Genomic DNA, 13,496 nt, shown 5'->3' with positions numbered 1-13,496 from the left:
CGCGACGCTCCAGTCGCACCAGTGCCTGCCGTTCCCGACGGCCGTCGCGCAGCGACGGCGTGACTGTAGGCGGGGACTTCAGTCCCCGACCGCCCGTTCCATGATGCTTCGGGGACACCAATGAACATGCAATCGCCCTGCTGCCGCCCACTGCCTGCTCGTCATGGCTGACGCCCTGCTCCAGCGGTTGCGCTCGGCGCTGCTCGCGGCGGGCCAGGGGCCGACGGAGCTGGATATCGCCCCGCAGCACGATCCTGAGGGCCGCAGCCTGGCCGCCGGGCTGGTGCTGCTCTACCCGCACCGGCCGTCCTCCCTGGACAGGCTCGAGCCGCACGTGGTCCTCACGCAACGGACCACGGCGATGCGGCGGCACAGCGGTCAGATCTCCCTGCCGGGCGGTCGCTACGATGCCGAAGACGGCTCGCTGCTGCGGACCGCCCTCCGTGAGACGACCGAGGAGCTGGGCGTCCGCGCCGCCGACGTGACGATCTGGGGGAGGCTCCAGCCTGAGTTCATCGTGGCGAGCCACTACGCCCTGGCGCCCTTCGTGGCGTACACCCCGAGCCGGCCCGGCTTCGTGCCTGCCCCAGCCGAGGTGGCCGAGGTCATCGACCTACCCCTGCGGCTGATCCTCGATCCGGCAGCGTGTCAGGAGGAGGATTGGGACTTTCAGGGGCGGCGGCGGCGCGTCGGCTTCTACCTCTACCGGCAGCACAAGATCTGGGGGGCGACAGCTCGCATCCTCCATCAGGTCGCCGTGCTGCTCGAGCCGTCGCGCGCCGAGCAGACGCCGCTCAACGGTCCGCACCAGCACCCCAGCCGGCCGCTCGTGCCGGGCGAGGTCTGGCCGGCCTCCGTGCTCCCCCCAACCCCCTGAAATCCCCACCCCTCCCCTCCACGGAACACGACCACCTTGCCACGGCGTCTCCCTGGTGAGCGCATGGAGACGGGGAAAGAGGGCATCCCCTGCGTACCGGCTCATGCGTTCCACGAACAGCCGCTCAGATGACTCCATGAATGTGGTAGCCGGCACGTCAGTCGGCTACCGGATTGGGCAGGACCGCGAGGAATCGCAGTCTTGAAAGGGAACGGCTCTGTCGGACGCATTTGGCGATATGGCTCGGCAGCGGAATCTCGGGGAGCCGCCAGCGATGGCAGGCACGCCCGCAGGCGATGCCGTGCCCAGACGCGTCGATCCAGCTGAGTGGCACGCGCCGCCCGCCCGTGCGCGCATCGCCGCCGACCCTGCCGGCAGCGCGCCGGCAGACGACGGATTCGGCCTCGCCGTCGATCCGCTGCTCCGACAACTGTTCGGCAGCCACCCTTTGCCGATGCTGATGTACGCGCCAGACTCCCTGGCGATCGTCGACGTCAACGACGCGCTCGTCGGCGCATCCGGCTACGCGCGCGCTGAGCTGCTGGCGATGTCGATCGCGGATCTGCATCCGCCCGACGAGGTCGCGGCCCTGGTGGCGGCAATACAGCGGCTCAATCACGGGCGTCGGCCGGCCCACCGCACCGCCACGCGGTGGCAGCACGTCTACCGAGATGGCAGCATCCACGATGTCGAGGTGGCCGCCCACGATCTCGACATGCAGGGGAGGATGTCGGTCCTCGTCGTGATCACCGACATCACCGAGCGGCTGCGTGCCGAGCGTGAACGCGACGAGCTGCTCGCCCGCATGCGCGCCGAGTCCGCGGAGCGCGCCGCCATTCTGGAGCAGATGGCTGACGCGGTGGTCGTGGCTGATGCGCGAGGGGTCGTCGTGCTGGCAAACCACGCGGCCCACGACATGTTCGACATCGACGGCGCCTCCTGGCCGCTGCCCACCGAGCCTATGAGCCGGACCACCCTGTTCGACCCCGAGGGGCAGCCCGTGCTTGATGCTGACCGCCCCTTCCGACGGTCGCTCACCGGCGAGACCGTCCGTGGCGAGTTCCGCATCGTCACCCGCAAGGACCGCGAGCGCTGGGTCGATATCGCCTCCGGGCCGCTGCGCGACGACCAGGGCGCCGTCACCGGGGCCGTCTGGATCGGCCGGGACATCACGGACGAGCGCCGCCGGCGCGCACGTGAAGCCCAGGGCGACAAGCTGCGAGCGCTCGGGCAGATGGCCAGCGGCGTAGCGCACGATCTGAATCAGTACCTGGGGCTTGTCGCCGGCTACGGCGATCTGAGTGCGCGCTCGCTGGACGTCACGCCGCCCGACCTGGCCGGCGCACGCGAGGCGATTGACGTGGTGGTTCGGGCGGCTATGGACGGCTCGGACACCGTCAAGCGGCTGCTCACCTTCGCCCGGCCGACGCCCGATGGCCCCGCCGACGTCGTGGACGTGGGCAGCCTGCTCCGCGAGGTCGCGGCGCTCACCGCCCCCCGCTTGCGCGACGAGACGCAGCAGACGCGTCGCCCCATTACCATGACCGTCGAGGTCAACGGCGACACGCTCATCACCGGGTGGGCCTCCGCCTTGCGCGAAGCCCTCACCAACCTGATCTTCAACGCCATCGACGCCATGCCGGCCGGCGGCACGATCCGCCTGGAAGCCGCCCCCAGCCCCGAAGGCGTCGCGATCACGGTCTCTGACAGCGGGGTTGGCATCCCAGAGAGCGCGTTGCAGCACGTCTTCGAGCCGTTCTTCACCACCAAGGGCGAGCGTGGGACCGGCCTCGGCCTCGCCATCGTCTACGGGATCGTAGAGCGGCACGGCGGCTCATTGACGATCGCCTCCCCGCCCGGGCACGGCACGACGGTCACCGTGACCCTGCCGGCCGCTACTGGGCAGAAGCCGCCGCCACTGCCGCGCGCCCGGCAGGCGGAGCCCGGCGGACTCCGCATCCTGGTGGTGGACGACGAGCCGTCGATCACGCGCATGGTCTCGATGATGCTGGTCCCACACGGCCACACCATCATCACGGCGGCATCGGCCGAGGAGGCGCTCGACAAGCTCGCCGCCGCCGCGCAGCCGTTTGACCTGATCCTCTCGGACCTGGGACTCGGGGCCGGCATGAACGGCTGGGACTTGCTCGACCACGTCCGCGAGATCGCGCCGGGCACGCGCTTCATCCTCAGCACCGGCTGGGGCGCGCAGATCGACCCTGCCACGGTGATCGAGCGCGGCGGCGAAGGGCTCCTGCCGAAGCCGTATCGGCTGAACGGGCTGCTGACCGCCATCGCCGGCCCCGCCTGAGCCGCCTGAGCCGCCTGAGCCGCCTACGGCCCCGAATGTGCCCACGTGGCGTCCGCGCCTGCCTCCTGATCGCGGGTGGTCCGTCAGGTTCCAGCGGATGTGGCGTCACGCCGGTTGACACGACGGGGCGGATCGGGCAGTCTCTTGTCGGCACACGCGTCAGGCCGGTCAGGCCGCGCGCGGCAGGGGGCGAGCATGGATCTCGGGTTGCGGGGCAAGGTGGCGTTGGTGACTGGCGGCAGCCGGGGGATCGGCCGGGCCATCGTCGAGCAACTGGCGGCCGAGGGCTGCCACGTCGCCATCTGCGGGCGGGGCCAGGAGACGCTCGACCGGGCGCTCGCGGAGCTGCGTGCGCTCGGCGCGACAGCCCACGGCGTGGTGGCGGACGTGACTGCGCCCGGCGAGGTCGAGCGCTTCGTGGACGAGGCGGCCGCGGCGCTCGGCGGGGCCGACCTGCTGGTGGCGAACGTCGGGGGGACGGCCGGCGGCAGCCTGCTGGAGTCCACCCCCGAGGACTGGGCGCGGACGTTCGACCTGAACCTCTTTCATGCGGTCAGGGCCATCCGCGCCGCCGTCCCCCACTTCGAGCGGCGCGGAGGCGGCAGCGTGGTCACCATCGCGTCGGTCTCCGGGGTCAAGCCGGGGCCGCGTTCGCAGTACGGCGCGGCCAAGGCCGGCGAGATCTTCCTGGCTGGCGCACTGGCCTGGGAGCTGGCCCCGAAGCGCATCCGTGTGAACACCGTCAGCCCCGGCTCGATCATGTTCCCTGGTGGCGGCTGGGCGGCCCGCCAGGAACAGCAGCCCGAGGCGTTCGCGGCGTGGATCGCGCGGGAGCTGCCGTGGGGGCGGCTCGGAACGCCCCAGGAGGTCGCAGACGTGGTGACGTTCGTGCTGTCAGATCGGGCGCGATGGGTGAACGGGACGCACATCGCGGTGGACGGCGCGCAGGGCCGCCCGGTGATGTTCTGAGCCAGGAGCCAGGCCGCTGGCGCAGGTCACGCCGTGCGGGGCGCGCGCTCCGAGCGTAGCCACCACTCCAGGTTGAGCAGCGCCCAGATCCGCATTGCGTGGTCCCGCTTCTCGCTCATGTGCTCCACGATTAGCTGGCGCACGGCGGCCGGCCGGACCACCGCCGCGCAGCGGGCATCGGGCGCGAGCAGCGCGTCCTGCACCAGCTCGCGCAGCTCGTGGCGAATCCAGGAGGCCATCGGGACCTCGAAGCCGCGCTTCGGGGCCTTGACCAGCTCGGCAGGGAGCCGCTCGCGGGCCAGCTCACGCAGGAGCGGCTTGGTCTGGAACGCCGAGGCGCGGATCCGGTCCGGCAGGCTGACGGCGAACTCCACCAGTACATGATCGATGAACGGCGAGCGCGCTTCCAGCGAGTTCGCCATCGTCGCAATGTCCATCTTGACCAGGAAGTCGTCTACCAGGACGTGCGTCGCGTCGGCGGCCATCATCAGGGCGGCCGGCTCATGAATACCCCCCGCGATGCACGCCTCGACCCGCGCATCCACCACGCTGCGCGCCTGCTCCGTCACGCCGCCCAGGAACTCCGGCCGGCAGAGATCGGCGGCGTCGGCGTCCGTGAACAGGCCGCTCCAGCGGATGTACCGCTCGCGCGGGGGGAGCGCGACGCCCTCCATCAGCCGCAGCGCAAACGCGACGGGACCACGGCGGCGGCGCGGGGCCGGAGCCATCTTCGCGGCCAGCGGCGCGACTGGCCCCAGGGTCGCGGTCATCCAGTCGGCCAGCAGGGCAGCGGTGTAGCGGCGGTAGCCGGCGAAGATCTCGTCGCCGCCGTCGCCGGTCATCACGACCTTCAGGTGCTTGCGTGCCTCGCGGGCCACGGCGTTGCTGGGGATCGCCGAGGAGTCCGCGTACGGCTGGTCGTACATGTTGACGAGGCGCGTCAGCAGATCCTCGGGCCTTGCGACCTCGGCACCCAGGTCCACCACGACCTCGGTGTGCCGCGTGCCGTACTGCTGCGCGACGAGCCGGGCCAGCGGGCGCTCGTCGAAGCGCTGATCTGCGAAGCCGATGGAGAAGCTCTGGAGCGGCTCGACGGCTGCGCGGGCGGCCGAGGCCGTCACGAGGCCGCTGTCGATCCCTCCCGAGAGGAAGACGCCCACCGGCACGTCGCTCCGCAAGCGAATCTTGACGGACTCGTCAAAGATCGTGCGGATCTGGTCGAGCGCGTCCTCGCGGGTGCCGGTAAACGTCCCGCCGGGCGGCAGCTGCCAGTAGCGCTGGAGCGTCTGGCGTCCCTGGACGTCGATCTGCAGCCAGTGGGCCGGTGGCACAGCGGCGATCTCGCGGTAGGCCGTGCGCGGGTGCGGCACAAACCCGAAGCAGAGGTACTGGTAGACGGCCGTCCGATCGAGCGTCGTCTCGACCTCGCCCGCCCCGAGCAGCGCCTTGATCTCCGAGGCAAACTGGAAGCGGTCCGGCCGCCCGGTGTCCGTGCGGGTGTAGTAGAGGGGCTTCTTGCCGAAGCGGTCCCGCCCGAGCAGCAGCGCCTGCTTCTTCGTGTCCCAGATCGCGAAGACGAACATCCCGCGCAGCAGGTGCAGGAAGTTCGGGCCGTGCTCCTCGTAGAGGTGGACGAGCGTCTCGGTGTCGCCCTGGGTACGGAAGGTGTGGCGCTTCTCGAGATCGGCGCGCAGCTCGACGTAGTTGTAGATCTGGCCGTTGAACACCACCCAGACCGTCTCATCCTCGTTGGCGATGGGCTGGGTGCTGCCGGCGATGTCCACGATGCTCAGGCGGCGCGATCCGAGCGCGACGTGCTCGTCACGGTAGATGCCGTCCTCGTCCGGGCCGCGATGGAAGAGGCACGCCGTCATCGGATCGACCGTGTCGAGGACGCTCGATCCCGCGCCGAGACTGAGCGCTCCAGCGATGCCACACATCTCGGCACACCTCCAGGCGGACGGACGGACTGTACCAGACGGGTGTCGCCAGGCAGGAAGTTTTGGGCCACAGCCTGCCGGCTGGGCATGATGACGCCGGCGAGATTCGTTCGGAACGATCAGGTCCACCCAAGACGACCACGAATGAGCAGACGATCCTGTAGACAAGGGCTTGCGGGCGGTGTATTCTGAGGATGTCACAAGTGACGGCCCTGCGACGGGACGTCAGCCAGGGCGATGGGCCGACCCGCAAGGGGCGCCGCGCTGGTTCAGTTAGCGAGATGACGGTCAACGTCTCGCGAGCCGAGTGATCGGGAGCCTGGGGGGCGAAAGCTTTCCAGGCTCATCGCATTTAAGCCGGCTGACGGCGTGCTGCGCCCGTCGGCTGCCGCCGTTGGCTGCATTCTGGCAAGCAGGCCTGCACAGACGCCGCGACCGCCCGCGCCTGACGGCCCCGACCGCCAATGGACGATACTCCTGCCGGCAGGCCCGCCGTTTGCCGCTGCGGAGTTGCAGTTGCCATTATGTGCAACTAGTATCTCGGTCAGGGTTGGCGCTGCCGCGCCCCTGTGAGCCTGGCAGGTCGCCATGCCTGCCCGGCATCCTCACTGCATACCAGTGCCGGCACGGAGTCAGACGCGTGGAAAGCTCGCACCAGCACGGACACCACCACGACGCTACCCAGAGTCAAGGACATGCACACGGCCACGGCCACGGCCACGGCCACGAGCAGGGCCAGGGACACGGGCATGGGGACGGACACGCCCCAGCCGCCGCCGGTCATGCCCCAGCGGCCGAGGACTGGTTTGACGAGGACTTCGTCAAGGCCTGGCTCAAGGAGCAGGAGGTCCAGGCTGACGCGCGCCGCCGGCAGTTCGTCGCGCTGCGCGCCTTCATCCCGAAGAACCCGGACCAGGAGTTCCGCTACCTGAACCTCGGGGCGGGGTCCGGGGCGCTGGACGCCATCCTGCTGGAGCAGTTCCCAGGCGCGAACGCCGTGGTGCTGGACGCCTCGCTCACCATGCTGAGCGCCACCCGCAAGACACTGGCCCGCTTCGGCGAGCGCGTCGAGTACATCCAGGCCGATCTCTCCTCGCCGGAGTGGCTGGGGGCCGTCGAAGGGCCGTTCGACTTCATCATCTCCACCCAGACGATCCACCTCCTACGCCACAGTCGGCGCATCCGCGAGCTGTACCGCGAGATCCTCAAGCTGACCGGCCACGGCGGCACGTTCCTGAACATGGACTACGTGCGGCCGGCCCGCGCCGAGCTGGCGCCGCTGGCAGACTGGATCGCGCGTGACGCTGAGGCGGGGTTCGCGCCGAGTGACGGCAGCGTCGGCCTGCCGGCCACCATGCTCGAACAGCTGGGCTGGCTGAGCGAGGCCGGCTTTGGCTGCGTCGAGGTCTACTGGAAGGCGATGGATCTGGCGCTGTTCGGCGCGATCCGCGACCATCTGCACATGCCGTGGGGCCATGGCAGCGCGCCAGCCTCCGGCCATTCGCACGGATGATGGCGGCACGGGTGGGAACTGAGGCATGACGCACGAGCATTCCGGGAACGCCCACGCCCACAGCGGCTTTGCCGGCGTCCACTCGCACGACGGCGGCGCTCCGCACTGGCACGACGAGTTCGGCGAGCACCTCTACGAGGACTTGAGTCCGGAGGAGTTCGCCGCCCGCCAGTTGGACTGGCAGAAGCACAACGTCCAGATCGTCACCGTCGGGATCGATATCGGGTCGTCCACGACGCACGTGATGTTCTCCAAGATCTACCTGCAGCTCGTCGGCGAAGCGCCAGACGTGCGGGGCGTGGTGGTGGCCCGCCAGATCCTATGGCAGTCGCCGATCTGGCTGACACCGTACCTGTCGGATAACACCATCGACATCGAGGCACTGGATGCCTACTGCGCGGAGGCGTACCAGGCCGTCGAAGCCACCCGCAACGAGATCGATTCGGGCGTGGTGATCCTGACCGGCGAGGCGCTGAAGCGGGTCAACGCGCGGTCCATCGCCCGGATGTTCGCCGCCGAGGCCGGCAAGTTCGTGTGTGCCTCGGCCGGGCACCACATGGAAGCGGTGCTGGCGGCGAACGGCTCGGCCACGGTGGCCCGTTCGCGGCGCGACAAGCGGACGCTCTTGAACATCGACATCGGCGGCGGCACCACCAAGTTTGCGCTGGTCCGCGATGGCGTCGTCGAGGCGACGGCCGCCGTCGCCATCGGGGCGCGCGTCGTCGCGCGGGACGAGGACGGCCGCCTCACACGGATCGACGAGCCGGCCCGGCTGGTGGCCGAGGAGCTTGGCATCTCCCTGACGCTGGGCGAGGCGCTGGAGCAAGCTGACGAGAACCGCATCGTGCGGGCCTGGACGGACATGCTGGTCAGCATCGTCAAGCTGGAGCCGCCGACGGGCCTCGTCGCGAAGCTGATGCTGACGGACCCGCTGCCAACGCACCTGCCGCCGCGGGCGCTGACGTTCTCCGGCGGCGTGGCCGAGTTCATCTACGAGCGCGAGGAGCAGGATTTTGGCGACCTGGGCCAGCCGCTCGCGAAGGCGATCCGGCAGGCGCTGAACCGCAACCGGTTCGGGCTGCCGTCGCTGGTTCACCCGAGCCTGGGGATCAGGGCGACGGCGGTGGGCGCGTCGCAGTTCAACGTGCAGGGCGGCGTCAACGCCTACGTGCCGGACGAGTCGTTCCTGCCGCTCTACAACGTGCCGGTGCTGGTCCCGCGCATCGACCTTGAGGGGGACGTCCCGTCTGAGACGATTGCCGCGTCCATCCACGACGCACTGACCCGCGCGGATATCGTGGAGGGCGAGCAGCCGCTGGCGCTGGCGTTCCGCATCCTGAGCGACGAGCCGCGGCCGTCGCTGCTGCACGCCCTGGCCGAGGGCATCCGGGCCGCGCTGCCCCACACCATTGCCGGCGCCGCACCGCTGGTGCTGGTCGTCAACCAGGGCGTGTCGAACACATTCGTGCGGCCGTCCACGGACGCGCACGCGCTGTCGGCGCACCGGCCGGCGGTGGCGGTCGGCTCGCGGCTGAAGGAGGAGTTGGGCGCGGCGTGCCACACGATCGCGATGGAGAACGTCCACCTGGCCGAGTTCGACTTCATCGACGTGGCCCCGGTGCTGCGCCCGAGCGAGGTGGTGCCGGTCACGGTGAAGTCGTTGCTGTTCGCGGGCGGGCTGGACCGCCGGAGCGTCAAGCAGGCGTTGATCGACGCGGCGCTCGGGCGGTAGCGCAGCAGCCCACGCCCGTCATCCCGACCGACGCGAGGCACGGCTGCCTACCTCCCGTCATCCCGGCCGACGCGAGGCACGGCTGCCTACCTCCCGTCATCCCGACCGTAGCGAGGCACGAGCGACGTGGAGGGATCTTCCCATGACGCCAGCACTGGCCCGGAAAGCGCCCGTGACGCCGCTGTGATCCTGATGTTGCGGAAAAGGGTAGACACCGGCCGTCAGATGGCGTACAGTAGAGACGTCACATCTGAGCGCGCCGCGAGGATGACGCTCCACCCGAGACAGCAGGCCGGCCCGCAAGGGAAACGCTGGGAGGGTGTTGGTGACGAGGCGGAGGTCAGCCTCGATCCCGCGTGACCGAAACGGCCTGGAGGGCGTAAGCTTTCCAGGCCGTTTTGCTGCCTGCCGCTCGCCCTGAGTTTTTGCCCTGGCTGCTCGAAGCTGGCATCATGGGACTACGGAACGCGGCGCCGGCTGCGCGAACTCCAGCCCCAGGAGCAGGCCCATGATCAGCACTGGCGGCGGCGGGGGACTCCCGTCCTTCAACAGCCCGACCGAGGCCATCATCCTGGTGGTGGTGGTCGCCGTCATCGCCTTCGTGGCGTTCAAGTTCTTCAACAGCTAGCGCTCTATCACGCTGAACGCGATGGCTGTCAACACCCCCTGTCATCCCGAGCGAGTGAGCTTGCGAACGACATCGAGGGATCTTCCCTCTCGGCTCGCTCAGGTTTGGCTGGGGAAGATCCCTCCACGTCGCTCATGCCTCGCTTCGGTCGGGATGACAAGGGTGCTGTGTACCCATCATGTACAGCATGGCCGAGTGCTGGCCCGCACCGAGGCTGCTCACCGTGCTGTAGCTGCTTCCGGAATCCGCTCCTGCCGTGTGCGTGGGTGTACGGTCACGGTGATCTCGCCGTCCAGTGCATCGACAATCCGCTGAGCGCGCTCGATGCTGATCCCGTGATACGTATGTCGCTCATCTTTTGAGACCTGTGCCTCGTTGATGCCGAGGCGCTCGGCAAGCTGCCGCTGCGTGATGCCCCGTGCGAGACGAAGCGCGCTCAAGCTGAGGCCGAGATTGGTCAGCGAGGGCAGTGGGCGGATCTCTCCCTGCCGCGCCTGCTCGCACCAGCGTAGCTCACTCTCGATCTGATCCTGCATGGCAAGCAGCGGAGGCGTAGTTGGATCACACCCTGCAGCCCAGAAGTGCAGACCTCGACAGCGTGATGGCTGCCGAGGTCTCAGAAGGCGGGCAGGCTATGCCCCCGGTCAGCCGACGTCCAGCGGCAGGTCCGGGCGGCTGCCCCACTCCTCCCACGAGCCGTCGTAGATCTCGACGTTCGAGTACCCGAGCATCCGCAGCACCAGCGCCGTGTGCGCCGCCCGCACCGCGCCCTGGCAGTAGGTGATCGTTCGCCTGTCGGGCGTCACCCCGGCCGCCTCGTACATCGCGCGGATCTCGGCGGCCGGCTTGAAGGTGCGGTCCGTCTCCCAATTGAGCACGTCCTGCCAGAGCACGCGGACGGCCCCTGGGACCCGGCCGCCGCGCGCAGCCCGCACCTCTTCGCCGGTGTACTCGGTCAGGCGGCGCACATCCAGGATGACGGCGTTCGGGTCGTCCTTCGCGGCGAGGACACGGTCGGCTGTCACCAGCACGTCGGCCGGGCCGGCCAGCGGGGTGAACGTCGCGGCGCGGGCCTCGCCCGGCTCGGTGGAGAGCGGCCGGCCCTCCTGCTGCCACTTCGTCAGGCCGCCCTCGAGGATGCGGATGCCGGCCTCGTGCCCATGCACCAGCATCGCCAGCCACAACCGCGAGGCCGCGTGGCCGCCCTCGTCGTCGTAGGCCACCACCAGCATGTCGTCGCCGATGCCGTGGCCTTCCATCACCTGCCGCATCTGCTCGGCGCGGGCCATCTTGAAGGCGATGGGGTTCTCCTTCGTCGCCACTTCGCTGTAGTAGAAGTGGATGGCCCCGGGGATGTGCCCCTTCGCGTACTCCTCGTGCCCCTTGCGCCCGTCAAAGTAGGTCCGGCAATCGACGATCCGGATCTTCGGATCGTCCAGGCGGCCGGCCAGCCACTCGGTGCTGACCAGGAAACTGTCGCGGTCGGCCCAGCCGTCCGTGCTTGCTCCACCCATCGTGGTGTGCCTCCCAGGGACGTGCATCGGCCCGCAGCTGCGTCCGATGCGCTCGCTGCCCGGAACTGTAGCCACGGACGGCCAGCGATGGCACCCTCGCCCCATTCGGCGTGACGCGCGATGCGGGCGCGGATGGTGACTCTGGAGGTGCGGTGGGCGGTCGGACATGAATCTCGGTCGGGCGCAGGCACGGGCACGGTACACTTGAGACAGGAAACGGGCTGATGCCGCGCCGGGCAGGCGTCTGGCGACGGGCATCCGTCGGGAGGGCCGTCCATGGGGCTGCAGCCGCTCATCGTGCTGGGCGTCGTCGCCCTGCTCTTGCTGATGCTGCTCACCGCCACCATCAAGGTGGTGCAGGAGTACGAGCGCGGCGTGGTGTTCCGCCTGGGCCGGTACGTTGGGGCGCGCGGCCCGGGCCTGATCCTCTTGCTGCCCTACATCGAGCGGATGATCAAGGTTGACTTGCGCGTCATCACGATGGACGTCCCCTCACAGGAGGTCATCACCCGCGACAACGTGACCGTCAAGGTCAACGCCGTCGTCTACTTCCGGGTGGTCGATCCGGGGGCCGCCGTCACGCGGGTGGCGGACTTCATCCGGGCGACCTCGCTGATCGCGCAGACGACGCTCCGGAGCGTGCTTGGACAGGTCGAGCTTGACGACCTGCTGGCCAACCGCGAGCGCGTCAACGAGGAGCTGCAGCGCATCATCGACGAGCAGACGGATGCCTGGGGTGTGAAGGTCACCTCGGTGGAAGTCCGCGATGTCGAGCTGCCGGACGCCATGAAGCGGGCGATGGCCCGGCAGGCCGAGGCCGAGCGCGAGCGGCGCGCCAAGATCATCCATGCCGAGGGCGAGTATGCCGCCGCCGAGCAGCTTGCCGCCGCCGCCCGGGTCATTAACAGCCAGGAAGCCGGCCTCCAGCTGCGCTACCTGCAGACGCTGACCGAGATCTCGTCAGAGCGCAACCAGATGGTCGTTTTCCCGCTGCCCACGGACCTGCTCAAGCTACTCGCCAACGTGCTCGGGAAGAACGGCAAGTAAGTCGCTGTTCGTAGAGGGTGGCTCGGCGTTCGCACAGGCGCGGGCCGGGCATCCGATCCATGCTGGATCCAGGAGGAGCAGATGTACGACGTTGCCATTGTCGGAGGCGGGACTGCCGGCGCGAGCGCGGCAACCTTTGCCGGCCGAGCGGGCCTCCAGACCGTGGTCATCGACGCGGACAAGGGCATGACCCGGCGGGCCATGCTCTACAACCACCTCGGGTTCCCGGAGGGTGTGACCGGGCCGGACCTCGTGGACCGGGGGCAGCAGCAGGCCGAGCGGGCTGGCGCAGCCTGGCTCAAGACGGATGTGAGTGGGGTCGAGGCGCGCGACGGCGGGTTTGCCATCAGCACGAGCGACGGCCAGACCGTCGAAGCTCGCGAGATCCTGCTGACGCTCGGGGCCAACCTCGATGTGGCGAAGGCGGCGGGTCTGGAGACACGTCCAGGCACCGAGCCGCGCATCGCCGAGGTCATCGCGGTGGACGCCGACGGGCGCACCAGCACGGCAGGCATCTGGGCGGCCGGCGTCTGCGCCGGGGCGAGCGTCCACACCATCATCACCGCCGGCGAAGGCGCACGGGTCGCCATCAACATCATCAGCGGCCAGAAAGGTCAGCGCTGGGTAGACCACGACCGTCTGCCCTGAGCGTCACCACGCTTCACACAGGCAATGGCCCGGACTGATTCGTCCGGGCCATTGCCTGTTCGTTGGTGTACCCGAAGCATCATGGAACGGGCGGTCGGGGGTTGAAACCCCCGCCTACACGCATTCAGTCGCTGCGCGACGGCCGTCGGGAACGGCAGGCACTGGTGCGACTGGAGCGTCGCGCAGCGACTGCAGGATCGTAGGCGGGGCTTTCAAGCCCCGACGCCGCCGCACGACGCGCTCAACATACGATTGCACTGGTAGCAGCATCAGGGCGATGGCATGTTCATTGGTGTCCCCGAAGCATCATGGAACGG

At 69.3% G+C, this 13,496-nt stretch carries 10 protein-coding genes; 7 read left to right on the top strand and 3 right to left on the bottom strand.

Annotated features, from left to right (window positions below; translation table 11 throughout):
- Positions 1-163: 163 nt before the first annotated feature.
- From IT306_03600 to IT306_03590, 3 genes are all read left to right on the top strand, one after another.
- The gene (locus tag IT306_03600; protein MCC7367480.1) at positions 164-877 is read left to right on the top strand and encodes a CoA pyrophosphatase; all 714 of its coding nucleotides are present in this window, start codon (positions 164-166) and stop codon (positions 875-877) included.
- Positions 878-1,151: 274 nt separating this feature from the next.
- Complete coding sequence (locus tag IT306_03595) at positions 1,152-3,188, top strand: PAS domain S-box protein (GenBank protein MCC7367479.1); 2,037 nt, start codon at positions 1,152-1,154, stop codon at positions 3,186-3,188.
- A gap of 195 nt (positions 3,189-3,383) precedes the next feature.
- Complete coding sequence (locus IT306_03590; GenBank protein ID MCC7367478.1) at positions 3,384-4,157, top strand: SDR family oxidoreductase; 774 nt, start codon at positions 3,384-3,386, stop codon at positions 4,155-4,157.
- Positions 4,158-4,183: 26 nt separating this feature from the next.
- Here IT306_03590 and asnB read toward each other — a convergent pair whose 3' ends face one another.
- Positions 4,184-6,097, bottom strand: coding sequence for an asparagine synthase (glutamine-hydrolyzing) (gene asnB, locus IT306_03585; protein ID MCC7367477.1), 1,914 nt, complete (start codon positions 6,095-6,097; stop codon positions 4,184-4,186).
- 640 nt (positions 6,098-6,737) lie between these two features.
- On the opposite strand from asnB, the gene IT306_03580 reads away from it, so the two are divergent.
- Positions 6,738-7,610 (top strand): class I SAM-dependent methyltransferase, encoded by an 873-nt coding sequence (locus IT306_03580; protein ID MCC7367476.1) that lies wholly within the window; start codon positions 6,738-6,740, stop codon positions 7,608-7,610.
- Between the two features lie 25 nt (positions 7,611-7,635).
- Entirely contained in the window at positions 7,636-9,342 is a 1,707-nt protein-coding gene (locus tag IT306_03575) for an ethanolamine ammonia-lyase reactivating factor EutA (GenBank protein MCC7367475.1), read from the top strand.
- An 846-nt stretch (positions 9,343-10,188) separates the two neighbouring features.
- Here the strand turns inward: IT306_03575 and IT306_03570 are convergent.
- Positions 10,189-10,506 carry a helix-turn-helix transcriptional regulator gene (locus tag IT306_03570; protein ID MCC7367474.1) on the bottom strand — a complete coding sequence of 106 codons (318 nt, stop codon included), beginning with the start codon at positions 10,504-10,506 and terminating at the stop codon, positions 10,189-10,191.
- A gap of 108 nt (positions 10,507-10,614) precedes the next feature.
- Complete coding sequence (locus IT306_03565) at positions 10,615-11,484, bottom strand: sulfurtransferase (GenBank protein MCC7367473.1); 870 nt, start codon at positions 11,482-11,484, stop codon at positions 10,615-10,617.
- 276 nt (positions 11,485-11,760) lie between these two features.
- Between IT306_03565 and IT306_03560 the strand changes: the two genes are divergently transcribed.
- Positions 11,761-12,531: a slipin family protein gene (locus tag IT306_03560; protein MCC7367472.1), complete on the top strand. Its 771-nt coding sequence runs from the start codon at positions 11,761-11,763 to the stop codon at positions 12,529-12,531.
- A gap of 81 nt (positions 12,532-12,612) precedes the next feature.
- Positions 12,613-13,179 (top strand): FAD-dependent oxidoreductase, encoded by a 567-nt coding sequence (locus IT306_03555; GenBank protein MCC7367471.1) that lies wholly within the window; start codon positions 12,613-12,615, stop codon positions 13,177-13,179.
- Positions 13,180-13,496 lie beyond the last annotated feature (317 nt).

It is taken from the genome of Chloroflexota bacterium, assembly GCA_020850535.1.
Taxonomy (GTDB): Bacteria; Chloroflexota; UBA6077; order UBA6077; family JACCZL01; genus JADZEM01.
Note: the sequence above shows the minus strand (reverse complement) of the source record. Positions and strands in the feature narration are given on the sequence as shown.

Bases quoted from the DNA above. Each gene is read 5' to 3' on its own strand.
- IT306_03595 (MCC7367479.1), top strand. From the start codon at position 1,152: ATGGCAGGCACGCCCGCAGGCGATGCCGTGCCCAGACGCGTCGATCCA.
- IT306_03565 (MCC7367473.1), bottom strand. From the start codon at position 11,484: ATGGGTGGAGCAAGCACGGACGGCTGGGCCGACCGCGACAGTTTCCTG.
- IT306_03600 (MCC7367480.1), top strand. From the start codon at position 164: ATGGCTGACGCCCTGCTCCAGCGGTTGCGCTCGGCGCTGCTCGCGGCG.
- IT306_03575 (MCC7367475.1), top strand. From the start codon at position 7,636: ATGACGCACGAGCATTCCGGGAACGCCCACGCCCACAGCGGCTTTGCC.
- IT306_03570 (MCC7367474.1), bottom strand. From the start codon at position 10,506: ATGCAGGATCAGATCGAGAGTGAGCTACGCTGGTGCGAGCAGGCGCGG.
- IT306_03560 (MCC7367472.1), top strand. From the start codon at position 11,761: ATGGGGCTGCAGCCGCTCATCGTGCTGGGCGTCGTCGCCCTGCTCTTG.
- IT306_03555 (MCC7367471.1), top strand. From the start codon at position 12,613: ATGTACGACGTTGCCATTGTCGGAGGCGGGACTGCCGGCGCGAGCGCG.
- asnB (MCC7367477.1), bottom strand. From the start codon at position 6,097: ATGTGTGGCATCGCTGGAGCGCTCAGTCTCGGCGCGGGATCGAGCGTC.
- IT306_03590 (MCC7367478.1), top strand. From the start codon at position 3,384: ATGGATCTCGGGTTGCGGGGCAAGGTGGCGTTGGTGACTGGCGGCAGC.